General features: G+C 73.0%; 25 protein-coding genes. 8 read left to right on the top strand and 17 right to left on the bottom strand.

The window, feature by feature from the left end; all coding sequences use genetic code 11:
- Positions 1 to 71 precede the first annotated feature (71 nt).
- Both ABTY04_RS12500 and ABTY04_RS12495 read left to right on the top strand, forming a co-directional pair.
- On the top strand, positions 72 to 1,430 hold the full coding sequence (locus ABTY04_RS12500) for a cation:dicarboxylate symporter family transporter (protein ID WP_352213323.1): 1,359 nt from the start codon (positions 72 to 74) through the stop codon (positions 1,428 to 1,430).
- Positions 1,431 to 1,698: 268 nt separating this feature from the next.
- Positions 1,699 to 3,468, top strand: coding sequence for a S8 family peptidase (locus ABTY04_RS12495; protein ID WP_352213423.1), 1,770 nt, complete (start codon positions 1,699 to 1,701; stop codon positions 3,466 to 3,468).
- A gap of 10 nt (positions 3,469 to 3,478) precedes the next feature.
- Here the strand turns inward: ABTY04_RS12495 and ABTY04_RS12490 are convergent, their stop codons facing one another.
- From ABTY04_RS12490 to ABTY04_RS12470, 5 genes are all read right to left on the bottom strand, one after another.
- The gene (locus tag ABTY04_RS12490; RefSeq protein ID WP_352213322.1) at positions 3,479 to 4,906 is read right to left on the bottom strand and encodes an alpha/beta hydrolase family protein; all 1,428 of its coding nucleotides are present in this window, start codon (positions 4,904 to 4,906) and stop codon (positions 3,479 to 3,481) included.
- A 76-nt stretch (positions 4,907 to 4,982) separates the two neighbouring features.
- A complete protein-coding gene (locus tag ABTY04_RS12485; protein ID WP_352213321.1) occupies positions 4,983 to 5,657 on the bottom strand; it encodes a (2Fe-2S)-binding protein in 675 nt (224 codons plus the stop codon).
- 1 nt (position 5,658) lies between these two features.
- Positions 5,659 to 6,207: a hypothetical protein gene (locus ABTY04_RS12480; protein WP_352213320.1), complete on the bottom strand. Its 549-nt coding sequence runs from the start codon at positions 6,205 to 6,207 to the stop codon at positions 5,659 to 5,661.
- Positions 6,208 to 6,219: 12 nt separating this feature from the next.
- Positions 6,220 to 6,354, bottom strand: coding sequence for a hypothetical protein (locus ABTY04_RS12475; RefSeq protein ID WP_352213319.1), 135 nt, complete (start codon positions 6,352 to 6,354; stop codon positions 6,220 to 6,222).
- Complete coding sequence (locus ABTY04_RS12470) at positions 6,351 to 7,631, bottom strand: MFS transporter (protein WP_352213318.1); 1,281 nt, start codon at positions 7,629 to 7,631, stop codon at positions 6,351 to 6,353. The genes ABTY04_RS12475 and ABTY04_RS12470 overlap by 4 nt, the downstream gene beginning before the upstream one ends.
- A 546-nt stretch (positions 7,632 to 8,177) precedes the next feature.
- Here ABTY04_RS12470 and ABTY04_RS12465 point away from each other — a divergent pair.
- Positions 8,178 to 8,864 (top strand): GNAT family N-acetyltransferase, encoded by a 687-nt coding sequence (locus tag ABTY04_RS12465; RefSeq protein ID WP_352213317.1) that lies wholly within the window; start codon positions 8,178 to 8,180, stop codon positions 8,862 to 8,864.
- A gap of 61 nt (positions 8,865 to 8,925) precedes the next feature.
- Here ABTY04_RS12465 and ABTY04_RS12460 read toward each other — a convergent pair whose 3' ends face one another.
- Genes ABTY04_RS12460 through ABTY04_RS12450 form a run of 3 tightly spaced genes read right to left on the bottom strand, consistent with a single transcriptional unit; the run spans position 8,926 to position 12,189 of the window.
- Positions 8,926 to 9,954 (bottom strand): TolB family protein, encoded by a 1,029-nt coding sequence (locus ABTY04_RS12460; RefSeq protein WP_352213316.1) that lies wholly within the window; start codon positions 9,952 to 9,954, stop codon positions 8,926 to 8,928.
- Positions 9,955 to 10,000: 46 nt separating this feature from the next.
- The gene (locus ABTY04_RS12455; RefSeq protein WP_352213315.1) at positions 10,001 to 11,305 is read right to left on the bottom strand and encodes an MFS transporter; all 1,305 of its coding nucleotides are present in this window, start codon (positions 11,303 to 11,305) and stop codon (positions 10,001 to 10,003) included.
- Between the two features lie 2 nt (positions 11,306 to 11,307).
- Complete coding sequence (locus tag ABTY04_RS12450) at positions 11,308 to 12,189, bottom strand: alkaline phosphatase family protein (RefSeq protein ID WP_352213314.1); 882 nt, start codon at positions 12,187 to 12,189, stop codon at positions 11,308 to 11,310.
- Positions 12,190 to 12,448: 259 nt separating this feature from the next.
- On the opposite strand from ABTY04_RS12450, the gene ABTY04_RS12445 reads away from it, so the two are divergent.
- The gene (locus tag ABTY04_RS12445; protein WP_352213313.1) at positions 12,449 to 13,684 is read left to right on the top strand and encodes an alpha/beta hydrolase; all 1,236 of its coding nucleotides are present in this window, start codon (positions 12,449 to 12,451) and stop codon (positions 13,682 to 13,684) included.
- Here ABTY04_RS12445 and ABTY04_RS12440 read toward each other — a convergent pair.
- Entirely contained in the window at positions 13,653 to 15,116 is a 1,464-nt protein-coding gene (locus ABTY04_RS12440; protein WP_352213312.1) for a carboxylesterase/lipase family protein, read from the bottom strand. The genes ABTY04_RS12445 and ABTY04_RS12440 overlap by 32 nt on opposite strands.
- A gap of 158 nt (positions 15,117 to 15,274) precedes the next feature.
- On the opposite strand from ABTY04_RS12440, the gene ABTY04_RS12435 reads away from it, so the two are divergent.
- Positions 15,275 to 15,634: a hypothetical protein gene (locus tag ABTY04_RS12435; RefSeq protein ID WP_352213311.1), complete on the top strand. Its 360-nt coding sequence runs from the start codon at positions 15,275 to 15,277 to the stop codon at positions 15,632 to 15,634.
- A gap of 81 nt (positions 15,635 to 15,715) precedes the next feature.
- Positions 15,716 to 15,994, top strand: coding sequence for a chaplin (locus ABTY04_RS12430; RefSeq protein WP_352213422.1), 279 nt, complete (start codon positions 15,716 to 15,718; stop codon positions 15,992 to 15,994).
- A 119-nt stretch (positions 15,995 to 16,113) separates the two neighbouring features.
- Here the strand turns inward: ABTY04_RS12430 and ABTY04_RS12425 are convergent, their stop codons facing one another.
- Together ABTY04_RS12425 and ABTY04_RS12420 are read right to left on the bottom strand one after the other, a co-directional pair.
- A complete protein-coding gene (locus tag ABTY04_RS12425; protein ID WP_352213310.1) occupies positions 16,114 to 16,977 on the bottom strand; it encodes a tyrosinase family protein in 864 nt (287 codons plus the stop codon).
- A gap of 10 nt (positions 16,978 to 16,987) precedes the next feature.
- A complete protein-coding gene (locus tag ABTY04_RS12420) occupies positions 16,988 to 17,353 on the bottom strand; it encodes a tyrosinase family oxidase copper chaperone (RefSeq protein WP_352213309.1) in 366 nt (121 codons plus the stop codon).
- A gap of 136 nt (positions 17,354 to 17,489) precedes the next feature.
- Here ABTY04_RS12420 and ABTY04_RS12415 point away from each other — a divergent pair, with 136 nt between their 5' ends.
- Entirely contained in the window at positions 17,490 to 17,687 is a 198-nt protein-coding gene (locus tag ABTY04_RS12415) for a hypothetical protein (protein WP_352213308.1), read from the top strand.
- 51 nt (positions 17,688 to 17,738) lie between these two features.
- On the opposite strand, the gene ABTY04_RS12410 is transcribed toward ABTY04_RS12415, so the two are convergent.
- From ABTY04_RS12410 to ABTY04_RS12400, 3 genes are read right to left on the bottom strand one after another with little or no spacing between them, the layout of a single operon-like run.
- On the bottom strand, positions 17,739 to 18,845 hold the full coding sequence (locus ABTY04_RS12410; RefSeq protein ID WP_352213307.1) for an acyl-CoA dehydrogenase family protein: 1,107 nt from the start codon (positions 18,843 to 18,845) through the stop codon (positions 17,739 to 17,741).
- A complete protein-coding gene (locus ABTY04_RS12405; RefSeq protein WP_352213306.1) occupies positions 18,842 to 20,029 on the bottom strand; it encodes an acyl-CoA dehydrogenase family protein in 1,188 nt (395 codons plus the stop codon). Before ABTY04_RS12405 ends, ABTY04_RS12410 begins: the two co-directional genes overlap by 4 nt.
- Positions 20,026 to 21,012 (bottom strand): NADPH:quinone oxidoreductase family protein, encoded by a 987-nt coding sequence (locus ABTY04_RS12400; protein ID WP_352213305.1) that lies wholly within the window; start codon positions 21,010 to 21,012, stop codon positions 20,026 to 20,028. Before ABTY04_RS12400 ends, ABTY04_RS12405 begins: the two co-directional genes overlap by 4 nt.
- A 408-nt stretch (positions 21,013 to 21,420) precedes the next feature.
- Here ABTY04_RS12400 and ABTY04_RS12395 point away from each other — a divergent pair, with 408 nt between their 5' ends.
- Positions 21,421 to 22,221, top strand: a complete 801-nt coding sequence (locus ABTY04_RS12395; RefSeq protein WP_352213304.1) for a hypothetical protein — start codon at positions 21,421 to 21,423, stop codon at positions 22,219 to 22,221.
- Between the two features lie 25 nt (positions 22,222 to 22,246).
- Here ABTY04_RS12395 and ABTY04_RS12390 read toward each other — a convergent pair whose 3' ends face one another.
- From ABTY04_RS12390 to ABTY04_RS12380, 3 genes are all read right to left on the bottom strand, one after another.
- Complete coding sequence (locus ABTY04_RS12390; RefSeq protein ID WP_352213303.1) at positions 22,247 to 23,011, bottom strand: PIG-L deacetylase family protein; 765 nt, start codon at positions 23,009 to 23,011, stop codon at positions 22,247 to 22,249.
- A gap of 59 nt (positions 23,012 to 23,070) precedes the next feature.
- On the bottom strand, positions 23,071 to 24,375 hold the full coding sequence (locus ABTY04_RS12385; RefSeq protein WP_352213421.1) for an alpha/beta fold hydrolase: 1,305 nt from the start codon (positions 24,373 to 24,375) through the stop codon (positions 23,071 to 23,073).
- A 182-nt stretch (positions 24,376 to 24,557) separates the two neighbouring features.
- A complete protein-coding gene (locus ABTY04_RS12380; RefSeq protein WP_352213302.1) occupies positions 24,558 to 25,643 on the bottom strand; it encodes an S-(hydroxymethyl)mycothiol dehydrogenase in 1,086 nt (361 codons plus the stop codon).
- Positions 25,644 to 25,702 lie beyond the last annotated feature (59 nt).

Here is a 25,702-nt window from a genome sequence, read left to right as displayed (position 1 = left end):
ACGCAACGGTGACCGGGGTCACAGCGTCGGGCGATGGTCCTCCCGGGACGTATTCACCACCAGGAGGCGACGTGGCCGCCAGACGCGACAAGACCCATTATCTCTACATCGCGGTGATCGCCGCGGTGATCCTCGGCATCGCCGTCGGCTTCGCCGCACCCGGCACGGCCGTGGAACTCAAGCCGCTGGGCACCGGCTTCGTGAACCTCATCAAGATGATGATCTCGCCCGTGATCTTCTGCACCATCGTTCTGGGCATCGGGTCGGTGCGCAAGGCCGCGAAGGTCGGCGCCGTGGGCGGCCTCGCCCTCGGCTATTTCATGATCATGTCCACTGTGGCGCTGGCCATCGGACTCCTCGTCGGGAACCTGCTGGAGCCGGGCAGCGGACTGCACCTGACGGAGGCCGCCAAGCACGCGGGAGAGGCGCAGGCAAAGGCGGGCGGGGCGCAGAGCACGCCCGAGTTCCTGCTGGGGATCATCCCGACCACCCTGGTCTCCGCGTTCACCGGCGGCCAGGTGCTCCAGACGCTGCTCGTGGCGCTGCTGTGCGGGTTCGCGCTCCAGGCCATGGGGCCGACGGGCGAGCCGCTGCTGCGCGGGATCGGACACGTGCAGAAGCTGGTCTTCCGGGTACTGGCGATGATCATGTGGGCGGCGCCGGTGGGCGCGTTCGGCGCGATCGCGGCGGTGGTCGGCGCGACCGGGATCGACGCCTTGAAGTCGCTCGCCGTCATCATGATCGGCTTCTACACGACCTGCCTGCTGTTCGTGTTCGTCGTCCTCGGCACCCTGCTGAGGGTGTGCACCGGGCTCAACGTGTTCTCACTGCTGCGCTACCTCGGCCGCGAGTTCCTGCTGATCCTCTCCACCTCCTCCTCGGAGTCGGCACTGCCCCGGCTGATCGCGAAGATGGAGCACCTGGGCGTCTCCAAGCCCGTGGTCGGGATCACGGTGCCGACGGGCTACTCGTTCAACCTGGACGGGACCGCGATCTACCTCACGATGTCCTCGCTGTTCATCGCGGAGGCGACGGGCAAGCCGCTCGCCCTCGGCGAGCAGATCTCGCTGCTGCTGTTCATGATCGTGGCCTCGAAGGGCGCCGCCGGCGTGACCGGCGCCGGGCTCGCGACGCTGGCCGGAGGGCTCCAGTCGCACCGCCCGGAACTCGTCGACGGCGTCGGGCTGATCGTGGGCATCGACCGCTTCATGAGCGAGGCCCGGGCGCTGACGAACTTCGCGGGCAACGCCGTGGCGACGGTGCTGATCGGCACCTGGACCAAGGAGTTCGACCGCGAACGCGCCGGTGAAGTCCTGGCAGGGCGACTGGAGTTCGACGAGACCACGCTGGTCGACGACGACCACGGCACGGAGCCCCTCACCGTGCCGGTGCAGTCGCCGGACGGCGTCAGGGAGGGCGTGCCGGCATAGCCGGCCCGCCCGTCACGGGCCGGCCGGGCAGGGCTCGCCCCCACGGTGCCCAGCCCGGTCGGCCCGTACGCCGCCCCATGGTCGATTTTCGGCCATGGGGCGGCGAAGTGTCGTGCGGTAAAAGGTACTTCCATACCGGGGCACGTGTCTGACATCTTGCGTCCACCACTCGTTTCGTACGGCCCGGTAGGTGCCACCAGCACCACCGGGCCGTCTTTCGGAGGACGCATTGATACCCCACATATCCAGCCGACCTCGACGCACCCTCGTGCTGGCCGCCACGCTCGGCGCCGCACTCGCCTTCGGGGCCCCCGCCGCGCTCGCCGGCACCGCCCCCGTCCCGTCGTCCGGGGCCCCCGCCCCGGTCGCCAAGGCCCCGGCCGCCAAGGCCGCCGCGCCGTCTTCCCAGAGTGCGACCTGGGTTGCCGGCACGCGTGCCTACCTCGTGATCACCGCCCCCGGTGACAGCTCCGCGGTGCGTTCGGCCATCGCCGCCAACGGCGGCACCGTCTTCTCGAACTTCGACGCCATCGGCGTGATCGTCGCCCACTCCGCCTCCGCCGGCTTCGCCACGACGATGCGCGGGGTCAGCGGGGTCCAGCAGGTCGGGGCCACCCGTACCTCGGACGTTCCCGCCGACGCCTACAACCCGGCGCTGCCTGCCAACCCGGCGCAGTCGACGACCCCGGCCGGCGAGCCCGTCCGCGCCGACATGAGCCAGATCAAGGCCGACCAGGCCTGGGCCGTCACCACCGGCTCCGCCTCCGTCAAGGTCGGCATCCTGGACACCGGTGTGGACGACCAGCACCAGGACCTGGCGCCGAACTTCAACGCGGCCGACTCCGTCTCCTGCGCCTACGGCAAGCCCGACACCCGTGCGGGCGCCTGGCGGGACGTGGACACCCACGGCACCCACGTCGCGGGCACCATCGCGGCCGCCAAGAACGGCAAGGGCGTCGTCGGCGTGGCCCCGGGCGTGAAGATCGCCGCGGTCCGCGTCGCCGAGCCGGGCAACGCGTTCTTCTTCGCCGAGAACACCATCTGCGGCTTCGTGTGGGCCGGCGACCACGGCTTCAAGGTCACCAACAACAGCTACTACACGGACCCGTGGCAGTTCAACTGCCCGGACAACATCGACCAGGCCGCCATCATCGAGGGCGTCAAGCGCGCCCAGGAGTACGCGGAGGGCAAGGGCTCCCTCCAGGTCGCCGCGGCGGGCAACGAGGACTACGACCTCGCCCACAAGACGACCGACACCGCGAGCCCGAACGACTCGACGCCGGTCACCCGCACCATCACCAACGCCTGCCTCGACATCCCGACCGAGCTCCCGGGCGTGGTCACGGTCGCGGCGAACGGCACGGGCACGACGAAGGCCTCGTTCTCGAACTTCGGCTCCGGCGTCATCGACGTGGCGGCCCCGGGCAGCGACGTCTACTCCACCCTGCCGGGCGGCAAGTACGGCACCAAGAGCGGCACCTCGATGGCCACTCCGCACGTCGTGGGCGTCGCGGCGCTGCTCGCCAGCACCAACCCCGGCATCACCCCGGCGCAGCTGCGCGACAAGCTGGCCACCCAGGCCAACGACATCGCCTGCCCGTCGGACAACCGCTGCACCGGGACCGCGGCCAACAACTCGTTCTTCGGCGAGGGCCAGGTCGACGCGCTGAAGGCGGTGGGCTCGACCCCGCCGCCCGGGAAGTACTTCGAGAACCTCGGCGACTTCGCGATCAACGACAACGCCACCGTCGAGAGCCCCATCACCGTCAGCGGAGTGACCGGCAACGCGCCGGCCACCCTCAAGGTGGGCGTGGACATCAAGCACACCTACATCGGTGACCTCAAGGTCGACCTGGTGGCCCCGGACGGCTCCGTCTACACCCTGAGCAACCGGGCCGGCGGCAGCACCGACAACATCATCCAGACCTTCACCGTCAACGCCTCTTCCGAGGTCGCCAACGGTGTCTGGAAGCTCCGCGTGAACGACAACGCCAGCGCGGACACCGGAAAGATCGACGCCTGGAACCTCACGTTCTGACGCTGCCGGACTAACGCTGCAGGACGTCGGCGAGCCAGTCGAAGACGACGTCGCAGTGCTGCTGCGGGGCCATCGGGGAGCAGTGCAACTGCGCCCCGGTGGCCTCCGTCAGTTTCACGTACTCGCGCTTCGAGCGGAGCAGGTCGTACATCTGCCGGGGCTGGCCGGGGTAGAACTGCTCGAAGTCGTAGTCGAGGACCAGCGTCGGCGCCTTGATCCGCGGCACGACCTTCGTGATGTCCAGCCCGATGGCGACCTGGGCCGGGGTCCAGAGGTCCTTGAACACCCGGCCGGCACGCGCCTCGCGCAGGGCCTCCTTCGAGAAGATCTCGAAGCGCTTCCTGACCGTGTAGGCGAGCTCCGGGGTGAGTCCGGGGACGACGTCCTCGTTCCAGACCCGGTTGGTCTCCGCCTTGTCCGCGGTGACGATGTCGCGGATCTCCTTGGGGAAGCCCAGCCAGGGGCTGGGCGCGCCGGGCATGCACACCGCGGCCGCGAGCCGGCGTTCGAACGCGGCGGCGCGGGCGACCAGGTTGCCGCCCATGCTGAGGCCGGTGATCGCGATCCGGCCGCTGTCGACGTCTTCGCGGGCATCGAGCCAGTCGACGAGTGGGGTGACCACCTGCTCCCACCGGGTGGTGAAGGGGATCTCCTCGACGAACAGCAGCCGGCCCTGTCCCGGTCCGTCGTAGACGAGGGCGTTCCAGCCCCGGCCGAGGGCGGCCGCGACGCCGTACGTCCACATGTCGACGTTCTGCCCGTCGCTGCCGTTGGTCAGGATGACGGTGGGGCGGGGCTCGTCCGGGCCGTCGGGCCGGAAGAACCAGACCGGCAGGCGGGTCTTCCCGTAAGGGACCTGCGCCTGGACGGCGGGCGGGGAGCAGAGCCTGGTGAAGGTGTCCCAGGCCTTGCGGCCGGCCAGGTAGAGCGCCTCCTCGTCGCCGGGGCTGCTGGTGCCGAGGACGTAGAACAGCGCCTGGGCGTAGTACTGCGCGGCCCTCAGCGAGCGGAACCGGCGGGTCTGCGAGGGGGCTCCGCCGCCGGGCCGCCCGGCCGCCGGGGGCGCGGCGAGCCGGTCACCCCAGGAACGGAAGGTGTCGGTGAAGGTCTGCGCGGACAGGCCGGCGGTGTTGATGGCGTTGACGGCGGTGAGCACCTCGCCGACCTCGGAGGCGCGCATGCCGGCCGCACCGAGCGCGAGGAGCCCGGCGAAGTCGAATCCGGGGTCGGCGAACAGCTTCATGGCTCCGGGTGAGGGATCGGGGGCCGCCGCGCCCGCCCGGGGCACGGCGGCCTCACAGGCGGCGGTCCCGCCGACGGCGAGCACCCCGGCGCCCGCGGCGAGTGCGGTGAGGGCGGAGCGACGGGACAGCCCGGGCGGGGTCTGCGGCCGGGACTCCGGCGGGGGCTCCGGCTGCGGTGTGCGGGCGTGCGTCATGGCAGGGACCGTAGGGGGCGGCCCCGGTGGGTCGGCGCCCGCCACACCCTCGGCTGCTGCGAACGGCCCTGCCGGGCTACCTGGTCCGCAGCACGCAGTCGCCGCAGAGGCCGCCGCCGGGCACCTGGTAGTAGAGGCAGCAGCTGCGCCGTGCGAACGCCACCCCGAGGCCCTCCTCGTGGATGAAGGTGCCGGTCCCGCCGAGCGCCCCGCCCTCGGCCAGCAGCTCCGCGACGAGAGACACCGCCGGGCCGCCCGGGACCCGGTCGGTCAGCACCCGGAGCGCCCCGACCAGCCCCGACGCGGTGTTACCGCGCAGCACCTTGGGCGAGACGCCATACCGCTCCCGCAGCCGGGCGTCAAGGGACCCGAGGTTGCCGAGCACGGTCTCCCCGAGCGCGCCGGCGGGCAGGTCGCCCTGCCCGGGCCGGGGCAGCCACAGCTCCAGCGACCCCGCCGCGGGCAGCCGCCACCACACCCGGTCGGCTCCCAGGTCCGGCACCCGCCCGCCCAGTGCGGCACAGCCGAGCGCCAGCGACCACAGCCGCGAGGCGATCCCGAACTGCGCGGTCGACGCCGCGACCCGCCCCGGCCCGGTCCCGATCCGCCGCCCCACCTCGGCGACGTACGGTTCGAGTCGCGCCCCGTACAGCTCGTTCAGGGGCCGGTAGCCGTCCCCGGGCGGTTCCTGCCCGCACGGCACGCTGAAGAAGGGCCCGACGGCCGCCAGTCGGCGCAGTACGTCCTCCACCTCAGGCTCCGTATCCGTCGTCGGGCAGCGCGGGGTCCGTCGGCGGGCACTCCCGGTGGCCCAGGGTGTACGAGGAGACCGTGTGGAGCGGCCAGTCCCGCGCCATCGGCTCCGTGTCCCGGAGGCGGGCCACGAAGACGAAGGCCACGAGGGTCCGCGGCACGGGCTCCGCGTACAGGGTCCGCTGTTCGGGCAGCCGCTCGGACCACTCGGTGCGCCGGTCGACCCCGGCGGCGGCGAGCGCCCCGGTGAGCTGCGACTCGGTGACGGGCACCGGTCCGCGGTACGGCTCCCCCTTGCAGGGGCCCGGGATCACCACCTCGTCACGCCAGGTGTCCACGCTCATCGAGTGCAGCAGCCGGCACCGGCAGTAGACGTTCTCCAGGCTCCCGTGGTGGAAGGCGTGCGGCCAGCGCCGCCCCCGGTCCACGGGCCATGAGCAGTCCGGCTCGCCGTGCGCGGCGACCAGGTCGTGCAGGTGCGCGCCGACGTGGAAGGCGCCGAGCCGCCCCGTGGCCGCGAAGCGGACCAGTTCCCTGACGAAGTCCATGCACGGATGATCTCAGGCGGCGGACTCGCGGATCACGGCGAGGGGGGCGACCGCCCCGGGCACGGCCGTGCGCAACGAGGCTGGCCGGGACTCGTCGGGGCCGTACGCGTAGTCGCCGCTGAAGGTGAGGGTGAGGGCGCCGGTCATGCCGGGCTCCCCTGGCAGTCGATCTCGTACGGGGCAGCCGGCGCGGCGGTCCCCGCATTCCCCGCGGGCCCGGTGCCCCGAACCGCCCCGGCCCGGCGGACCGCCGGACCCATCCCGTACGAGGCGGCCAGCAGAACCGCGCCGAGCAGCAGCCAGCCGGGGATCCCCCAGAGCAGGAGCAGCGAGGTCAGCACCAGTGGCCCCAGGGTCCGCGCGATCGGCACCCCGGTGCCGAAGAAGCCCTGGTACTGGCCGATCCGCTCGGCCGGCGCCAACGAGAAGCCGATCTGCCAGGACCCGGCGGACTGCCGCATCTCCGCGTCCACCTGGAGCGCCGCCCCCGCCACGAGCAGGGCCGCGGCCGCCAGGCCCGACCCGGGAAGCGCCGAGAGGGCGAACACCGCGCACGAGGCGGCCATGACCACTCCGGACACCCGGACCGCCCGCCGGGCGCTGTCCAGATCGGTCACCGGACGGGCCGTGCGCACCTGGAACAGCATCACGGCCGCGGTGTTGAGGACGAACAGCGCCGACACCAGCCAGCCCGGGGCGCTGGTGCGCTCCACGATCCACAGCGGGATCGCGAGGCTCAGCAGCGGCATCCGCAGCAGCAGGACCGCGTTCAGCAGCGTGACCAGCGCGTACGGGCGGTCGCGGAGCACCGCCAGCCGCGGCTCCCCCGCCGCCCGCTGCGGTACCGGGGCCACCGCGGGCAGCCGCAGCAGTACGGCGGCGCAGGTCAGGAAGCTCACCGCGTCGAGCACGAACACCGCGAGGTAGGCCCGCTCCGTGCCGGCACTCAGGGCGAGCCCGCCGAGCGCCGCGCCGAGGGCCAGCCCGGCGTTCAGCACGGCCTGGAGGTGGGCGAGCACGCCCGTCCGCTGCTGCGGGGCCACCAGCGCCGCGAGCAGGGCCTGCCGGGCGGCCGCCAGCCCGCACTGGGCGGTGGCGTAGAGGACGACGGCGGGCAGGAAGGCCCAGAACGAGCGGATGAAGAGGAACGAGGACACGGAGGCGGCGGTGGCCAGCGCCAGCAGCACCGCAGTGCCGCGCGGGCCCCGCCGGTCGGCGAGCGCCCCCAGCGGAACGCCCGCGACCGAGCCGACCGCCCACGCGAGCGTCAGCCCGAGGCCGATCTGGGCGGGTGAGAGACCGGCCACCCGGGTGAAGTAGAGGGCCGAACACACGTAGTAGGCCCCGTCTCCGACGGAGTTGCTCAGCTGTGCGGCGGCCAGCCGGCGGGGCGGCCCCGGCGGGGGCAGGATACGTAGCGTCACCGGTCCATTGGATCAGTCGGGTGGCCCGGCGGACCGGTCCAATCCGACCCCGGTCGAGTGGGCCATTCGGACGGGTCCGCCCGGCTCCGCCGCGCGATGCCCCGGAACCCGCTCTTTCACATGGGCTGCGGCGACCGTCTGTCCGACGTCCGGGCGGTCGGGGAGGGGCCCGTGGCCATCCGCGGGGCCGACGGCCGGGGCCTTCCCCGGAGCCGCCCGGGCTTCCCGGTATCCGTGCAGGTCAGAGGTATTTTTCACATCCGCCGAAGGCCGTCGGGGCCGCCGTCCGGGGGGCCCGGGCCGTGCGGTGGAACGGATGTCCGCGGATCAGGATTACGGGTGCTCCGGGCCGGGGACCAAAGTCATCGAAAAACATGGCCGCGGCGTTGCCAATTTGGGGGTTCATGAGAGCACATTTAGGGGCTACATTGAGCCACTCGCGTTCACCTGACAGCCCGTTGCCTTTCACCCGTGTTTTGCACGGGGGGCGACGTCAGGAGCGCACACTGTGCAACCACCCCACCGCCCAGAAGGACCGAAGGCTCCGTGCCCGTACCCGTACTCCTCGCCGGCCGCACCGTGCGGCTCGAGCCCCTCGCCCCCCACCACACCGAGGCCTTGGCCGTGGCCGGGGCCGAGGATCGTACGACTTACGCCTTCACCCCCGTACCCCATGGGGTGCAGGCGTCCCACGAGTACATCGACCGCGCCCTCGCAGATCAGGCGGCGGGTCGATCGCTCCCCTTCGCGGTGGTCAGAGCCACCGACGGCCGGGTCGTCGGTTCGACCCGGTTCCTGGAACTCGACTACTGGCAGGGGCCGCTGGTGTGGCCCGCCGTGCCCGGCATCCCGTTCGGTGATCCGGTCACGGCGATCCCCGACGCCGCCGAAATCGGCAATACCTGGCTGTCCCCAGGCGCCCAGGGAACGGGCATCAACACCGAGGCGAAGCTGCTCATGCTCCGCCATGCCTTCGAGACCTGGGGCGTGCGCCGCATCTCACTGCGCGCCGACGCCCGCAACGGGCGCTCGCGGGCGGCGATGGAGCGGCTCGGGTTCACCTGCGAGGGGGTCCGCCGGGCCCATTCGCGGGGCCTCGACGGTGCCGTGCGCAGTACCGCCTTCTACTCGATCCTCGACGAGGAGTGGCCGGCCGTGCGGTCGATCATCGAGCTGAAGCTGGCCGCAGGGGCCCAGCGCAAGCGGCGGCGCAAGGCACTGATCCCGGCGTAACGGTCCTGCCTCCGGCCGCATGCCCGGCCCGCAGCCCCCGCCCCGGTCCTTCCTCCCGGCGTCAGCCGAGGAAGGCCGGGGCGAGGGCCGATGCCATCAGCGGGGCGGGAGCGCCGCTGCCGTCGGCCGGCAGGGCGTAGAGATCGGCGCCGAAGTCGCCGGGCAGGGAGTAGACGACGGTCTTGTCGTCCGTCCACACCACCTGGTCGTCCACGCTGCGCTCCTCGGCGAGCGGGGTCTCCTGCATCGAGGCCAGGTCCAGGACGTACAGCCGCCACGGAGCGTCCGGCGACAGGCCGGGCACCCGCTTCTTGAACACCAGCCGTGTCCCGTCGGGCGACAGCGACGGGCACTCCAGGTTCTCGCGGAGGGTGGTCACGGTGCGCTCGGCGAGGTCACCGCGGACCAGGTAGGTCCGGCCGCCGGTGGCGAGCGTCGCGTAGAAGGTCCGCTCGTCGGCGGCGAAGGTCACACCCCAGAAGTTGACGTCTGCGTTGCGGTACGCCTTGCCGTCCTTGCGGATCGTGAAGTCCTCCAGCGAGGCGTCGAACGTGCCGGTGTGCAGGTCGAGCAGCGAGGTCCGGGTGGAGAAGTCCGTCCCGGCGTACGAATCACCGCCGACGAAGACCGTCCAGGCGACGAGGTGTCCGCCGGGCGAGACCCGGGCACGGGTGGGGATGCCGGCCAGCGGGTGCGCGGAGACCTCTTGGAGACGGGCGTCGAGGACGACGGCCCGGTAGCTCTCCTGGACCCCGCCCTTGTCGGCCTGGAGGCAGATCCCGGTGCCGGCCGCCGCGTGGAAGCGCAGGCAGCTCACGCCGGAGGTGGTCCGGGGGCCCTGGGGTGCATCGGCGGGGACGGTGGCGAGCTCATCGCGGTGCGGGCCCCACGCCATGTTCCGGAAGACGATCCGCCGCTTGCCCTCACCCGGGGCGAGGGACACCTGGCCCCGGCTGGTCTGCGGGCCGCCGGTCTGGGGCTGGTTCTTCTCCTCGGCCCGCGATGAGGCCCGTACGACGGCGAGCACCCCCACCGCGGCGAGCAGGACGGCGGCGCAGACGAGGATCAGGATCCGGCGTTGGAGGGTCATGGGGGCCTTTCGGGGATGTGGGGGACTTCGGACGGCCGGCGCCGTCTCAGGTGGCGGCTGCGCGCGCCCGGCCGGTTTCCCCGTCCGCGGGGCGCAGCAGGGCGCACACGGCGGCCGCGGCGGCCAGCAGCACGGCTGCGGCCGCGAGGGCGGGGCGGGCGCCCCAGACGGTCCAGGCGGCGCCGAATCCCAGCGAGGCGGCGAAGCGGGCGAGGGCCTGGCCGGTCTGGACGAGGGCGAGGCCTCCGCCGCGGTGCTCCTCGGGCACGGCTCCGGCGGCCGCGGCCATCAGGACGCCGTCGGTGGCGGCGTAGAAGCCGCCGTGCAGCAGGAGCACGGCGTAGGGCAGGACTGTTTCCTGCCCGTGCGGTCGCCCGCCGGCCAGCAGGAGGCCGTACGCGAGGAGCAGTGCGAGGTGGCCGCCGAGGAAGACGCGCCAGCGGCCGATCCGGTCCGCGAGCCGGCCGAGCGGCAGTGCGAGCAGGAAGAACGCGGCGGCTGTGCCCAGCGGGAGCAGCGCGAACCAGCGGTCGGCGATCCCGGTGGCGTGCTGGAGCAGCAGGAAGACGAAGGCGTCGCTGACGGTGCACAGCCCGAGCAGCAGCGCGCACAGGCTGATCCGGCGCAGGTCGCGGCGGCCCAGGAGTCCGAGGGCCGCGCGCAGGGAGACGGGCTCGGCGCCGGGGGCGGGTTCGGTGCGGCGGCCGGGGACGAAGAGCACGAGCACGAGCACGCCGAGGGCGGCGACGCAGGCGCTGACCGTGAAGACGGCGTCGTAGCCGTCGGCGGCGCCGCGCAGGATCAGGAAGGCGAGGAGCGGACCGATCAGGGCGCCGGCGGTGTCCATGGCGCGGTGCACACCGAAGGCCCGGCCGCGGTCCTCGGGGGCGGCGGCCAGGGAGATCAGCGCGTCGCGCGGGGCGGTGCGCAGGCCCTTGCCGGTGCGGTCGAGGGCGAGTACCGCACCGATGGCGGGCAGGGTGTGGGCGAGCAGGAGCAGCGGCTTGCACAGGGCCGAGAGGCCGTAGCCGAGGCCGGCGAGGGCCTTGTGGCGGCCGAAGCGGTCGCCGAGGTGGCCTCCGGTGAGCCGGACCAGGGCGCTGATGCCGTTGTAGAGCCCGTCGAGCAGCCCGAAGCCGAGCGGGGAGAGGCCGAGGCCTGCGACGAGGTAGAGCGGGAGCACGGCCGTGACCATCTCGGAGGAGACGTCGGTGATCAGGCTGACCGTGCCGAGGGCGAGCACCGTGGGGGCGAGGGCGGCGCGCCGCCCCGGGCTGGTGCCCGGGGCGGCGGCCTGCGGCTCGGGGGTCACGGCGGGCGCGGGGGTTCCGCGACTGTCCGCAACGTACATGGTCAGGAAGCCCAGATCCCCGTGATGTCCTGAGCGGTGGCCGCGTTCCCGGCGTGGGTGGTCAGGCCGGCCAGGCCTTCCAGGGTGCGCAGCATGTCGTAGTGGTTGTAGGTGGTGCCGGACGTACTGCCCGGGGTGACGGGCTGGCCGTAGAGCACGGTCGGGATCTTGTTGCCGGAGAGCCGGTTGTCCTCGTCGAAGGTGACGACGAGCAGGCTGTTGTGGGTCTTGGCCCAGTCCGCGTAGGCCTTGAGGTTGTTCTTGAGCCAGGTGTCGCCCGTGCCGACGGAGCAGTCGTGCATGTCGCTGCACAGGTTCGGGACGACGAAGGACACCTTGGGGAGGGTGGTGTAGTCCGTCGGGAACTGGGTCATCGTCTTCGCCGTGCTGGTGGGCACGTTGGAGAAGGCGAACCAGGGGTTGTGCTTCCGCGCGTACTTTCCGCTGCTGCAGGTGGTGGAGCCCTGGCTGGGGAGCGTCTCGTTGTAGCTGCCCCAGCTCTTGCCCGCGGCGATGAGCTCGGAGGCGAGGTTGGGTGCGGAGCTGAAGCCGGGGGTGTAGCAGCTGTCGTCGGTGACGCTCTGGTTGGAGCCCGAGAACAGCTGGAGGTAGTTGGGCTGGCTGGGGTGGGTGATGCCGTACGACTGGGTGAGGTTGGCTCCCCCGGTCTTGAGGGAGTTGATGTACGGGGCGCTGGAGCTGCCGATGACCTGGTTGTAGGCGTGGTTCTCGAAGACCACGACGACGACGTGGTCGGGGGCCGGCAAGCCCGCCGCGTGCGCGGGCTGGGCGGCGCCGATGCCGGCCCACAGGGCCGCGCCGGCGACGGTGAGGCCGAAGGCGGTGGCGAGGGCGGTCTTGCGGCGAGGCCGTGATGAGGGCATGCCAAACACGGGAAATACCTCCGGGCGAGGGGGGTCTGGGGGCGGCGCGGACGCACCATACCCAGGGGCATGTGCATGGGCCAGGGACAGACGGCTAACAGACCGGGAACTCCGGTGACCATCCGGGTGTTCGGCAACGGCCTGCCCTAGGTCAACCCAAGAGCAGGGAAAAAGGGGAACCACGGAGCACGTAGGCTCATCCTTCGAACAGAAGAGACCACCCCCCGACGGGGCAGCACCAGCCGGAGAGCAACCGCACATGTCGTACTCACCCGACGGACAGCACCAGCCGTACCGCTCGGAAGGGCAGTACCAGCAGCAGCCCTACGGCACGTCGTACGCGCAGCCGTACGAACCGCAGTACCAGGAGCCCCCGTACGGGCCACCGCAGCCACCGTACGGCGGGCCCGAGGAGCCCGAGTACGAGGAGCAGCGGCCGCGCCGGGGCAAGCGCTGGCTGATCGCGGGCGTCACCGTCCTCGCGCTCGCCGGCATAGCCGCGGGGGTGATGTGGCACTTCGAGATACCCCCCTTCACCGACAAGGGATCGAGCGTCTCCTACGGCCAGCCCTCGGCGGGCGGCAAGAAGGGCGGCGCGGGCGCCGTCGAGCAGTCGGCCAACTCCAAGGCACTGATGCCGACCGGCCCCCAGGCCGAATTCAAGAACTCCATGACCCTGGGCGACGGCACGCACGTATCCGTCACCACCTTGGACGGCAAGAAGTCGGGCTTCAAGGGCAAGGTGTGGGTCTGGGCGCCCAAGGAGTACAACGACCCGAAGTACGCCAAGAGCGGCTTCCCGGTCATGATCGCCCTGCCGGGCGGCGCCGGCTATCCCAGCAACTACTGGATGGGCACCGACCTGGGGCTCCAGACCAGCATCAGCAAGTGGTACTCCGAGGGCAAGAGCAAGCCGTTCATCCTCGCGATGCCGGTGCTGAACCCGGCCGGGGACGAGAAGGGCATCTACTGGGACGGCTCCGACATCCCCGGCCAGCCCAAGATGGGCACCTGGCTGACCGAGGACGTCCCGGACCTGATGAAGGCGAACTTCCGCACCATCAAGTCCCGTGACGGCTGGGCCTACATGGGCTCCTCCACCGGCGGCTTCGCGAGCCTGAAGGCCGTGCTCCAGCACCCGGACAAGTTCAAGGCGGCCATCTGCTCCGGCCCCGACATCGTGCCCGACTCCTCGCTGTGGAAGGGCCACGACAAGGAGAAGGCGGAGAACAACCCGGAGTTGCTGGCGAAGGCCATGATCGACAAGAAGGGCGCTCCGGACGTCTACCTCGCCTTCCAGGTCGGCGACAACGAGAACAACAAGAAGACCCTGCCCGACGTGCAGAAGTTCGTCGCGACGTACACCAAGGGCCCGATCCACACCAGCCTGAGGGTCATCCCCGGCGGCCAGCACAACGCCAAGACCTACGTCCCGAACATGGGCGAGGGCCCGATCCAGTTCATCAGCAAGGTCCTGGAAGGACCGGTGGAGTAACCGCCGGTTCGAACGACTCCTCGCGCAACGGCCCGCCGAACACCATCGGCGGGCCGTTGCCGTCCCAGGCCGTCCAGCCCGGCTGCCCGGTCACGGCGAAGCGCACCCAGGCCGCGTGCATCCGGTCGGCCAGCTCCTGCGGGGCGTCCGGCCCGGCCAGCCACGCGGACTCCGGCACGTGGAGCGTGTCGAACACGAAGCCCAGTTCCAGGGCGTGGCAGGCGCCCAGGCCCGGGACTCCGGAGCGCCAGCCGAACTCGTACAGGAAGCTCGGCGCGGCCCGCCGCGCCCCGGCGAGCCGGCGCAGCGGGTCGCGCAGCAGCCGGTCGGTGAACAGCTGTCCCGCGAGCTCGGCAGGGCCCGCCCCGGGCAGTGCGGCGCGCAGCGCCCGTACGGCAGCCCGGTCCTTGCCGGTGCGGGCGCGGGCCAGGGCGACGGTGAGCGGACCGAGCCGGTCCATCGGCTTCATCGCGCCGGTGGGGGCGAGCCAGAGCCGGTACTCCTCGGTGGTCCAGCCCAGCAGCAGCGGGACGTCCGATGCCGCCGCGGCCTCCAGCGGGTCCGCGGGCAGCGTGTCCGGGTCGGCGACCAGGCCGAAGGCGGGCCCGGCGACGAGCGGGCCGGAGCGGCGCATGGCGGCGCCCTGGGCCGCGAGCAGGTCGGGCAGGGCGGTGGCGGCGAAGGCCCCGGCTGTCGCGGGCACTTTGAGCAGGGAGGCCATCCGCCGGACCATGGCGCGCACCTTCTCGCGCGGCAGCACCTCGGGGGCACCGCTCTGCAGCGCCGCCCCGGCGAAGAGCCCGGTGGCACGCGGGGCGCCGAGCAGGGCGCCGACGCTGATGGCTCCGGCGGACTCGCCGAAGACGGTGACGCGGCCGGGGTCCCCGCCGAAGGCCTCGATGTTCTCGCGGACCCAGGTCAGGGCGGCGATCTGGTCGAGGAGCCCGCGGTTGGCGGGGGCGTCGGGGAAGAGTCCGTAGCCCAGCACGCCCAGGCGGTAGTTGACGGAGACGAACACCACCCCGTCGCGGGCGAAGGCGGAGCCGTCGTAGACGGGGACGGCCGAGGAGCCACGGGTGAGCGCCCCGCCGTGCAGCCACACCATGACGGGCAGCCGGGCGCCGGGGGCCGGGGCCGGGGTCCACACGTTGAGGTTCAGGCAGTCGTCCCCGGGGATCTCCGGGTCGGGCAGCAGGGCGGCGAACTTCGCCGGGTAGGGCACCTTGGGCGCGGTGGGCCCGAAGGCACCCGCGTCGCGTACGCCGTCCCAGGCGGCCGGGGGCGCGGGCGCGGCGAAGCGGAGGGCGCCGACGGGCGGGGCGGCGTACGGGATGCCCCGGAAGGAGGCGGTGCCGTCCGGCCCGGTCCGGCCCTCGACGACGCCGTACCCGGTCCGGACCCGGGGCCGGCCGCTGCCGCCCGCTGTGCTCATCGACTCCTCCGTAGAACCGCGCCGGAGCGGCACCCTGCCGAACCCGTGCATCCACTGAAACGCCGAATCGGGCGTTCCGCCTCCCGGGCACGGTCGCACAGCCCTCCGACGGGTGACAAGGCGTGACCCGTCCCGGGGCGGCCCGGGTTGGACCGGGCATGCGATCCATGCGTATCCACCCCGGCATCCGCGGCTTCGTCCGGGCCGGTTCGGTCCCCCTGCTCCTGCTCGTGGCCTCGGGCACGGCGGGCACGGCGCAGGCCGCCGGGCCCGACTTCCAGTACGTCGGCCGGGACGACCGGGTGCACGGGCTGACCGCCCCGCAGGGCTGTGTGGAGGCGAAGGGCGGCGGTTCCCGGGCGGTCACCAACTCGACGCGCGGGACGGCGACCTTCTACCGGGAGCCGGGCTGCGCGGGCAGCCCGGCGGCGGTGCTGGGGCCGGGGTCCGTGAGCCAGATCAAGCCGTACTTCGCGTCCGTGCGGTTTCCCTCCATCACGAGGGCCCAGCAGCCGTGACCCCCGGGCTCCCGCTGCGTTGTATGACATGTCAAATGCCGCAAGTCCCTGCGGCACCCCACGTCTCAGGAGGAGATAATGATGTCGCGTATCGCGAAGGCAATCGCCGTCACCGCTGTGGCCGGTAGCGCCCTGGCCGCCGGTGCCGGTCTGGCGGCCGCCGATGCCGGAGCGGACGGTGCGGCGGTCGGCTCCCCCGGCGTCCTGTCGGGCAACGTGCTCCAGGTCCCGGTGCACGTCCCGGTCAACGTCTGCGGCAACACCGTGAACGTGATCGCTCTGCTGAACCCGGCGTTCGGCAACACTTGCAGCAACGCGTCGGGCGACGAGGTCTACCACACCGAGGGCTACGGCGGCTGACCGCCTGCACCTGTCGGCCGGCTTGACCGGCCGACCCGGCTGGACCGAGGACCGAGGGCCCCCGCCGCACGGCGGGGGCCCTTCTTTTCCCTTCTGTTCCCTCCGCTTCGTCCGCCGGGTCATTCGTAGCGGTAGAGGCCCTGGTGGCTGAGCATGTCGCGCGGAGTGACGTCCCACGGCGGCATCGGCTCGTCGAGGGCGATCACCCGGCCGCGCTGGGGGTCGCCCGGTGCGAGCGGGGCCGCGGGCAGGTAGCCGGAGTCGGGGTGCTTCAGCTGCCAGCTGTCCCAGAGCAGGTCCACGAAGGCGTGGTGCAGCCAGAACGCCGGGTCGTTGGGGGCCGTGCCGCCCGTCATGTGGCCGCCGATCCACTGGTGGACCTTGTTGTGGTTGCGCCAGCGCTCGCTCTTCGGCGCGGCCCACCCCTCCAGCTTGTTGCGGAACCCGCCGCCCTGCGCCGTGGAGTCCCACGGCGAGGTGTCGTACGTCGGGTCGTCGAGCGCCCACTGCAGCTCGGCCGCGGTGGGCAGGGCGATCGGGTTCTGCGGGCGGCCGAGGTTGCGGGTGAGGAAGCGGGCCTCCGAGTTGCCCACCGTGATCTCCCAGTTGCCCTTCTCGTAGGCGAAGGGGCCGGTCGTCACCCGGCGGTCGCTCTCGCGGCCGGTGCCGCCGAGGAAGTCCTCGGCCCAGAGGGAGGAGACCGGGCTGTTGTCCGCGGTCCAGTCCCAGTACGGGACCGAGACACCCGGGTCGACGGCCTGGAGCAGCCGCTCGAACTGGAGCAGGTAGCGCCGGTGCCAGGGGAAGAAGGACGGGGACATGTGCCCGACGCGGCGCTTGCTGTCCCGGTCGGGCACGAAGTACTTGCCGTGGGTGCGCACCAGGTCGTCGTACGACCCGTTGCGCTTGAGCTCCAGCACGGCCGCCGTGAACCGCCTCTTCTGGGCGCTGGTCAGGTTCTTCTGGTTCTGCCGGGTGTACATGCGGGGCTCCTCAGCCGTGGTGCGGGGCCGCGAACAACAGCTGGGTGGTGCCGAGTTCGTCGACGGCGGCGCGGGCGAGTTCCAGCCGGGTCGCGAAGGACTGGAAGTGGTTGATCCCGCTCAGGTAGCTGCCGTCGGCGCGGCGCATGACGTGCAGGGGACGGCCGTCGATGCGCACCCCGGCAAGGTCCACCGCGATGTGCCGCCCGCGGTACGTCTCTTCGGTGAGGGGGGCCGGGGTGAGGTTCTGCCGCGGGCGGCAGGCGCGAAGTACCGGAGCCAGGGCCGCCGCGGTGCCGGCGAGCACCGCGGCGGTGAAGGCCGCACGAAGGACGGTGCGGCGGGTGAGTGCTGCGGAGGCGGGTGTGGCGTACATGCGGTCTCTCCCTCGCTCGGTGGTCCGCGCTACGGGGTCTAACGCGGCGCGGCGGGCGAGGTCACATCGGCTGCCGGGGGTGCTTGTGGAACAGGGTGGCGGGATGCAGGCGGCCGGCCGGCCGGGTCGGTGGTGAGTGCGAGGGAGCCGTCCTCGGCGGCGGGGCCCGACCCGGGCCGGGACGCGCACCCTCCTGGTCGTCGATCCCGGCAAGGGCGGGCTGCCGGAGACGACCCTGCGCTGCCTCGGCGGCCGACACGACGGGAAGCTCGCCAGACGCGAGACGGTCCTGTCGGCCGGCTCGATGCGGAGCATCCCCGCGTACAAGGAGTGATGGCCCCCGCCGGCACCGGCCGGGGCCCACGCCGGCCCCGGCCGGACACCGCTACGGGGACGGGAGTTCCGCGAAGTCCGCCACCAGGGCGTGGTGGTGGCCCGCGGTGCCCAGGGCCAGGGAGTCGGCCTTGGCCCGCTTCAGGTACAGGTGCGCCGGGTGCTCCCACGTCATGCCGATGCCCCCGTGCAGCTGCACGCACTCCTCCGCCGCGCGGACCGCGACCCCGGAGCAGTACGCCTGGGCCACCGCGACCGTGAGCGGGGCGTCGGGAGCCCCGGTGGCCAGTGCGTCCGCCGCGGCGCGGGCCGCCGCGCGGGCCGAGGCGACGTCCAGCCAGAGCTGCGCCAGGCGGTGCTTCAGCGCCTGGAAGGAGCCGACCGGCCGGTTGAACTGGTGGCGGCCGCGCACGTGCCGCACCGTCTCCGTCAGACACCACTCGGCGAGCCCGAGCTGCTCGGAGGCCAGCAGCCCGGCCCCCGAGAGCAGTGCTCCGGCGACCGCCGCGCGGGCCGTCGCCGGGTCGGCGAGCCGCCTCCCCGCGGCGCCGTCCAGCGTCACCGTGGCGAGCGGGCGGGTCAGGTCCAGCGGGACCCGCGGGGTCAGGGACACCTCCGCCGCCGGAACTGCGTACAGCCCCGTGTCCGCGAGGACCAGCAGCACATCGGCGCTCACCGCGTCCGCCACCGAGGTGACGGTGCCGGTCAGAACCCCGCCCCCGGCGTCCCGTACCGCCGCCGGCAGCGGCGCGCCCGGGGCCTGCGTCAGCGGCAGCGCCGGTGCGCACACCTGCCGGCCCGCGGCCAGCTCCCCGAGCAGCCCCATGACTTCCGGCGTGTCGCAGCCCAACAGGATCTCCGTCGCGAGCACCGCGCTCGTCAGGTACGGCACCGGCGCCACGGCCCGCCCCAGTTCCTCCAGGACCACGGCCGCCTCCCGGTGGCCGGCGCCCTGGCCGCCGAGCTTCTCCGGTACGAGCAGCCCGGCGGTGCCGATCTCCGCGGCGAGGGTGTGCCACAGCTCCGGGTCGTGCGGCCGGCCGGTCTCCGCCCGGGCGAGTACGTCCGCCGGTGTGCACCGGTCGGCGAGCAGCGCCCGTACGGCGGACCGGAGCTCTTCCTCCGTGTCCGAGTACAGCAGGTCGAAGGCAGCGCTCATCGGGCCAGGTCCTTCCAGGCGAGGTCCTTGTCGTCGCGCGGTTCGGCGGGCAGGCCGAGGACGCGTTCGGCGACGATGTTGAGGAGGATTTCGCTGGTGCCGCCCTCGATGCTGTTGCCCTTGGCGCGCAGGTAGCGGTAGCCGGCGTCGCGGCCGGTGAAGTCGACCAGTTCGGGCCGGCGCATCGTCCAGTCCTCGTACAGCAGGCCCTCCTCGCCGAGGAGTTCCACCTCCAGGCCGCTGATCTCCTGGTTGAGGCGGGCGAAGGTGAGCTTCATCCCGGACCCTTCGGGGCCGGGCTGCCCGGCCGCGAGCTGCTGGCGCAGCCGCTCGGCGGTGAGCCGGGCGACCTCGGCCTGGACCCACAGCCGGAGCAGGGACTGGTGCAGGGCGTGGGTCCGCAGTGCGGGCCGCTCGCGCCAGGCGGCGGCGACGGGCGCGATCATGCCGCCCTCGCGGGGGATGCGCATGCCGCCGATGGAGACGCGCTCGTTCATCAGGGTGGTGCGGGCGACGTCCCAGCCCTGGCCCTCGGCGCCGAGCCGGTGGCTGTCGGGGATGCGGACGCCGGTCAGGAAGACCTCGTTGAACTCGGCCTCGCCGGTGATCTGGCGCAGCGGCCGGACCTCGACGCCGGGGGCGTGCATGTCGCAGAGGAAGTAGGTGATGCCCTGGTGCTTGGGCAGCGCCGGGTCGGTGCGGGCGATCAGGATGGCCCAGCGGGCGGTGTGGGCGCTGGAGGTCCACACCTTCTGTCCGTCCACGATCCAGTCGCCGGTGGCTGCCTCGCGGACGGCGCGGGTGCCGAGCGCGGCGAGGTCGGAGCCGGCGCCGGGCTCGCTGAAGAGCTGGCACCAGACCTCCTCCCCGGCCCACAGGGGACGCAGGAAGCGCCGCTTCTGCTCGTCGGTTCCGTACGCGAGGATCGTGGGCGCGGCCATGCCGAGGCCGATGCCGATCCGGCGCGGGTCGTTGTCGGGGGCTCCGGCGGCTTCGAGTGCGGCGTCGACGGCGGCCTGGAGGGAGCGGGGCGCGGCGAGCCCGCCGAGGCCCTCGGGGTAGTGGACCCAGGCGAGGCCGGCGTCGAAGCGGGCGTGCAGGAACTCGGTGCGCTCGGTTTCCCCCGGCGGGTGGGCGAGGAGCAGGTCCCGTACGCGCCCCGCCAGTTCTTCGGAGGTGATCACCGCGGGCCGCCTCCGTTCAGGGCCGGTACGACGACCAGCCGGCCGGTGGTGGTGCCGTCGGCGAGGCGCTGCACGGCGTCGGCGGCTTCGGCGAGCGGGACGCGTTCGCTGACCAGCGGCCGGATCGCGCCCTCGGCGGCGAGCCGGGTCAGCTCGGTGTGGCAGGCAGCGATGGCGGCGGGGTCCTTGGCGGCGTACAGGCCCCAGTGCAGGCCGAGGATGGCGTAGTTCTTCACGAGGGCGTGGTTGAGGGCGGGGGCGGGGACGGTGCCGCCCGCGAAGCCGACGACGACGATCCGGCCCTCGAAGGCCACGCATTTGGCGGAGGCGGTGTACGCGTCACCGCCGACGGGGTCATAGACCACGTCGGCCCCGCGTCCGCCGGTGAACTCCTTGACCCGGGCTGCGATCCCGGCCGTTTCCTCGCTCGTCCGGTCGATCACCAGGTCGCAGCCGAGCTCCTCGGCGGTGCGCGCCTTGGCCTTGCCTCCGACGACGCCGATGACGGTGGCTCCGGCGGCCTTGCCGAGCTGGACGGCGGCGCTGCCGACCCCGCCGGCGGCGGCGTGCACGAGCAGGGTTTCGCCGGCCTGGAGGCGGGCCCGGCGGTGCAGGCCGAACCAGCCGGTCTGGTAGCCGATGTGCAGGGCGGCGGCCTCGGCGTCGTCGAGGGCCTCGGGGGCCGGCAGCAGGGCGCGGGCGGACGCGGTGACGTACTCGGCGAAGCCGCCGTGCGGCAGGCTCGGGTTGGCGATGACGCGGCGGCCGTCCTCGGTCTCGCCGCAGATCTCCACGCCGGGGGTGAAGGGCAGCGGCGGGCGGATCTGGTACTGGCCCCGGACGAGCAGCGCGTCGGGGAAGTTGACGTTCGCCGCGAGCACCCTGAGCCTCACCTCGCCCTCGCCGGGCACCGGTTCGGGAACCTCTTCGAGGCGCATGGCCTCACGGGGTTCGCCGGGGGTATGTACTCGCCATGCCTGCATCCGGGGCCTCCAGCCGCCGTCGAGGAACCACGCTTCGCGGGCATACTAAGCGGTCGCTTGCCCCTCTGTGAACCGTCGGGGCGGCGGACAACCGTCGGGGCCGGACCGACAGGCGTCATTCCGGCCACTTCCGCCCCACCATCGATCCGGGCGCCCGCACGCCGTCCACGGGCGCACGGAGCACCCCTCGCAGCAGCCCCGGCCTGCCCGCGCCGCCGTCCTTCCTCCCGGTACGTACGCCGGGCAGGTGGTCCTCGTGACCGGCGGCGGCACCGGGCCGGGCAAGGCCATCGCCGCCGAGTTCGCGCGGCTCGGTAAACCGATCTGGTGATCGGTGATCGCGGGCCGGGCCGCGGCCCGTTCACCTCCCGAGCGCCGGTTGTCACAGGCGGATGCGAGGATCCGGTCATGTCACTCGCCGATCTGACCCTTGACCACTGGCGTTCGCTCGACCCGGCCGCAGCCGGGCGCATCGCCCACGAGGCCGCCGCGCAGGCGGGCGGCCGGGTGGTGCTGCTCGACACCGTCGAGCACCTGGGCGGTCCGCTGCACCGCGCACGCATCGAGCGCGAGGGGCGGCAGTTCGCCCTGATACCCGGCGGGACGGTGCGGCTCGGGTTCGACGTGGACGCCTGGATACCGACGCCCGAGCAGGTTGCCGACTACGCGGAGAGCCTGGCCGAGGGGTACGGGTACGGGCTCGATCTGAAGCCGTACCTCGCCGAGGTGCTCAGCCCGGTGCGCACCGCGACACAGGCGGCCGTCCTCATGGCCGTGGAGGACGAGGCGCTGACCGGCCCTCCGGCCCTGACGCCTGACGCGCTCGCGGCCCGGGGCCTGCGGATGCCGAGCGCCGACGAGTGGGAGCACGCGTGCGGGGCCGGGTCGGGCACCCTGTTCCGGTGGGGGAACGAGTGCCCCCTGGACGAGCCGCCGTACGGGGGCACCGGCGGCATACGCCACGAACCGAACGCCTTCGGGCTGCACATCGCGTACGACGGCTACCGTACGGAGCTCAGCGGCGACCCGACGGCGGCCCACGGCGGCGACGGCGGCGAAGCCGTCTGCGGCGGATACGGCAGCCTGCTCGCGTGGCTGCCGCTGGCCACCGCCAACCGCAACCCGTCCATGGCCGAGTTCGCGTACGGACCGGACGGCGAAGGCATGCACGAGGCGTTCTCCACCCGGCCCGTCATCAGCCTCCGCTGAAGAGGGCCGCCGTCAGGGGCGGGGCTCAGCGCGGGAACACCTCGAACGTCACCGCCGGGCGCCCGCCGAAGCGGACGGACGCCTGCTGGGCGAAGCCGGTGAGGAAGCCCCGGCAGTACTCCTCCGGGTCCTGGTCGGTGAGCACCTCTATGTACGCCTTGTGCTCCATCAGCGACTTGATCGAACGCTCCAGGCCGGGGCCGGCGTCCGCGGCGTGCGTCGGCTTCGGGGACCCGGCCACCGCGACCCAGCGCACCCCGTTCCAGGGCTCCAAGCCCTGCTCGGCCAGGAGCTCCGGGAAGATCCACCGGTTGCCCGCGTCGGAAGCGGCGTCCAGGGTGGCCCGGCCGACGGCCTTGTGGTCGGGGGTGTTCCAGAATCCCCCGCCGCCCTGCCCGCCCCAGGTGTCGCGGTGGTTGAGGGTGATGACCAGTTCGGGGCGGTGCCGGCGGATGGCCGCCGCGATGTCCCGGCGCAGGTCCAGACCGTACTCGATGACGCCGTCGCGGTAGTCGAGGAACTCCACCGCGGACACCCCGACGACGGCGGCGCTCGCGCGCTGCTCGGCCTCGCGCAGCGGGGCGCACTCCTCGGGCGGGATCGTGTCGATGCCGGCCTCGCCGCGCGTGGCCAGCAGGTAGACGACCTCGCGGCCGCCGTCCGTCCAGTCGGCGATCGCCGCGGCTCCGCCGTATTCCAGATCGTCGGGGTGGGCGACCACCGCGAGGGCGCGCTGCCAGTCGGTGGGCATCGGCTCCAAGGGCGCTGGCTGATCGAGTTGTTCGGTCATGCCTCGAACAATAGGCGAAGGGGCGGACGAGGAAGGGGGAGTCGCGATGCCTGATGTTCCTAGGCCTCGTCGCGGACGAGGGCCAGCAGGCGGTCGAGGACGCGGGGGCCGTCGGCGCGGATGCCGTCGTGTTCGAACTCGTCCGTCACCCAGGTGCGCAGGCCCCGGATCGCCCGGGCGGTGTCCAGCGAGTGGGCGGTGTCCACGTACATGTCGTCGTGGTAGACCGCGGCGGCCACCGGCACCTCGTTGGCGGCGAGCCGGGCCGGGTCGTACAGGGGCTCCCAGCCGGTACGGGCGGCCAGCAGTTCGGCGGTCTCGCGCAGCGGGGCCAGAGCGGGGTCGGCGGTGAAGTGCCAGGGGTGGATGGTCTCGCCGGTGAACAGCAGCAGTCCGTTGCCCGCGAGGGTCTTCCCGGCGTCGAAGCCGGGGTGGCCCGCGCGAACCCGCTCGGCGGCCCAGGCGGTGGGCGCGGCCGGGTCCTGGGCGTAGATCGGCTCGTGGAGCACGGCGTAGAGGGGGTGGGCGGCGAAGGAGAGCAGCCCCTGGACGCTCTCCAGGAAGGCGTCGGAGAGAGCCGGTCCCGCCGGGGTGGGGACGAAGGCGTCCTCCAGCAGGTGGTGCATCCGGTGGCTTCCGTCGCCGGTGCCGAGCAGGATGCCGAGCGACTGGAAGGCCTCTGTGGTGAGGCGGTAGCCGCCCGGGAGTTCGGCGGGGCGCTCCGCGAGGTGGGCGGCGATGCGGCGGGCGCGCTCGGCGTCCATCGGGTAGCGGGCGTAGTGGGCCAGGTTCTTCCGCTCGATGCGGGGGTACGCGGCCTCGTACACCTCGTCGGCGGTGGCGTCGAGGGACGGGAGGCCGCCGGTGATCAGGGCGGCGGTCAGGCCTTCGGGGGCGGTGGAGAGGTAGTGGGTGGTGCAGAAGCCGCCGAAGCTCTGCCCGAGCACCGTCCAGGGCGCGCCGCCGGTCAGGCCGGGGCGGATGGCCTCGGCGTCGCGCACGATGGAGTCGGCGCGGAAGTGGGCGAGGTACTGCGCCTGTTGACGGGGGGTGCCGCGCAGCGGCAGGGTCTGCCGGTTGGCGGGGGTGGAGCGGCCGGTGCCGCGCTGGTCGAGCAGGAGGACGCGGTATTCGGTGAGGGCCCGCTCCAGCCAGGCCTGCCGGCCGACGAGGCGGCGCGCGCCGAAGCCGGGGCCGCCTTCCAGGTAGAGCAGCCAGGGCAGGGTCTCCGGGGCCTTGCCGGTGGCGACGGCCTCGCGGGCGTACAGCTCGATGTGCTCCCCGTCCGGGCGCGCGTGGTCGAGCGGAACGCTGAAGCGGTGGTCGGTGAGGACGACACCGGGCTGGCGGTAGCTGCGGTCGATGGTCACGGACGGCCCTTGGGGTGCGAGGCGGGTACGGATTCCCGCACCCCGGCCGGGTCTCGGCCAGGGTGGCGGCCCGGCCGAGTCTACGGATCCTCACGACCGGCAGGGAGGCCGTGGGCCCGCGGCGGCCGGAGCCGGCCGGCGCGGGCGCACGGGGAACAGGCGAGGACGGCGGGCCGTCAGAACTCGACGACCGAGCGGAGGACCTCGCCGCGCTCCATCCGCGCGAACGCGGCTTCGACCCCGTCGAGCCGGATGGTCTCGGACACGAAGGCGTCGAGGTCGAGGCGGCCCTGGAGGTAGAGGTCGATGAGGAGGGGGAAGTCACGCTCGGGCAGGCAGTCCCCGTACCAGGAGGACTTGAGGGCGCCGCCGCGTCCGAAGACGTCGAGGAGCGGGAGTTCGAGCTTCATCTCCGGTGTCGGCACGCCGACCAGGACCACGGTGCCGGCGAGGTCGCGGGCGTAGAAGGCCTGCTGGTAGGTCTCCGGGCGGCCGACGGCGTCGATGACGACGTCCGCTCCGTTTCCGCCGGTCAGCCCCTGGATGGCCTTGACCACGTCCTCCGTGCGGCCGTTGACGGTGTGGGTGGCCCCGAGGCCCCGCGCCCATTCCAGCTTCCGGTCGTCCAGGTCTACGGCGATGATCCGGGCCGCGCCGGCGAGGCGGGCGCCGGCGACGGCCGCGTTGCCCACTCCCCCGCAGCCGATGACGGCGACGGAGTCGCCCCGTCCCACGTTGCCGGTGTTCAGGGCGGCGCCGAGGCCGGCCATCACGCCGCAGCCGAGGAGTCCGGCGGCGGCCGGCGCGGCGGCCGGGTCGACCTTGGTGCACTGCCCTGCCGCGACCAGGGTCTTCTCGGCGAACGCGCCGATGCCGAGCGCCGGGGAGAGCGGGGTGCCGTCCTCCAGGGTCATGGGCTGCGTGGCGTTGTGCGTGTTGAAGCAGTACCAGGGACGGCCGCGCTTGCAGGCCCGGCAGGTGCCGCACACCGCACGCCAGTTGAGGACCACGAAGTCGCCGGGTGCGACGGACGTGACGTCCGGGCCGACGGATTCGACGATCCCGGCGGCCTCGTGTCCGAGCAGGAAGGGGAATTCGTCGTTGATGCCGCCCTCGCGGTAGTGGAGGTCGGTGTGGCAGACCCCGCAGGCCTGCACCTTGACCAGGGCCTCGCCGGGTCCCGGGTCGGGCACGAGGATCGTCGTCGTCTCCACCGGTGCGCCCTTGCTCCGGGCGATGACCCCTCGTACGCGATGCGTCACGTCGTACCCCGCTCTGATCGGATCTGTCTGGATCAACGAACGTACACGGGCGCGGCGGC

The organism is Streptomyces sp. NPDC097981 (assembly GCF_040302565.1).
GTDB lineage: Bacteria > Actinomycetota > Actinomycetes > Streptomycetales > Streptomycetaceae > Streptomyces.
This window is presented reverse-complemented; position numbering and strand designations above follow the sequence as displayed.

Excerpts from the sequence above, each read along its gene's own strand:
- ABTY04_RS12410 (WP_352213307.1), bottom strand. The coding sequence starts at position 18,845 with ATGAGCGCTGCCTTCGACCTGCTGTACTCGGACACGGAGGAAGAGCTC.
- ABTY04_RS12445 (WP_352213313.1), top strand. The coding sequence starts at position 12,449 with ATGTCGTACTCACCCGACGGACAGCACCAGCCGTACCGCTCGGAAGGG.
- ABTY04_RS12455 (WP_352213315.1), bottom strand. The coding sequence starts at position 11,305 with ATGTACGTTGCGGACAGTCGCGGAACCCCCGCGCCCGCCGTGACCCCC.
- ABTY04_RS12480 (WP_352213320.1), bottom strand. The coding sequence starts at position 6,207 with ATGGACTTCGTCAGGGAACTGGTCCGCTTCGCGGCCACGGGGCGGCTC.
- ABTY04_RS12395 (WP_352213304.1), top strand. The coding sequence starts at position 21,421 with ATGTCACTCGCCGATCTGACCCTTGACCACTGGCGTTCGCTCGACCCG.
- ABTY04_RS12400 (WP_352213305.1), bottom strand. The coding sequence starts at position 21,012 with ATGCAGGCATGGCGAGTACATACCCCCGGCGAACCCCGTGAGGCCATG.
- ABTY04_RS12450 (WP_352213314.1), bottom strand. The coding sequence starts at position 12,189 with ATGCCCTCATCACGGCCTCGCCGCAAGACCGCCCTCGCCACCGCCTTC.
- ABTY04_RS12390 (WP_352213303.1), bottom strand. The coding sequence starts at position 23,011 with ATGACCGAACAACTCGATCAGCCAGCGCCCTTGGAGCCGATGCCCACC.
- ABTY04_RS12440 (WP_352213312.1), bottom strand. The coding sequence starts at position 15,116 with ATGAGCACAGCGGGCGGCAGCGGCCGGCCCCGGGTCCGGACCGGGTAC.
- ABTY04_RS12425 (WP_352213310.1), bottom strand. The coding sequence starts at position 16,977 with ATGTACACCCGGCAGAACCAGAAGAACCTGACCAGCGCCCAGAAGAGG.
- ABTY04_RS12475 (WP_352213319.1), bottom strand. The coding sequence starts at position 6,354 with ATGACCGGCGCCCTCACCCTCACCTTCAGCGGCGACTACGCGTACGGC.
- ABTY04_RS12420 (WP_352213309.1), bottom strand. The coding sequence starts at position 17,353 with ATGTACGCCACACCCGCCTCCGCAGCACTCACCCGCCGCACCGTCCTT.
- ABTY04_RS12460 (WP_352213316.1), bottom strand. The coding sequence starts at position 9,954 with ATGACCCTCCAACGCCGGATCCTGATCCTCGTCTGCGCCGCCGTCCTG.
- ABTY04_RS12435 (WP_352213311.1), top strand. The coding sequence starts at position 15,275 with ATGCGATCCATGCGTATCCACCCCGGCATCCGCGGCTTCGTCCGGGCC.
- ABTY04_RS12490 (WP_352213322.1), bottom strand. The coding sequence starts at position 4,906 with ATGACGCACGCCCGCACACCGCAGCCGGAGCCCCCGCCGGAGTCCCGG.
- ABTY04_RS12430 (WP_352213422.1), top strand. The coding sequence starts at position 15,716 with ATGTCGCGTATCGCGAAGGCAATCGCCGTCACCGCTGTGGCCGGTAGC.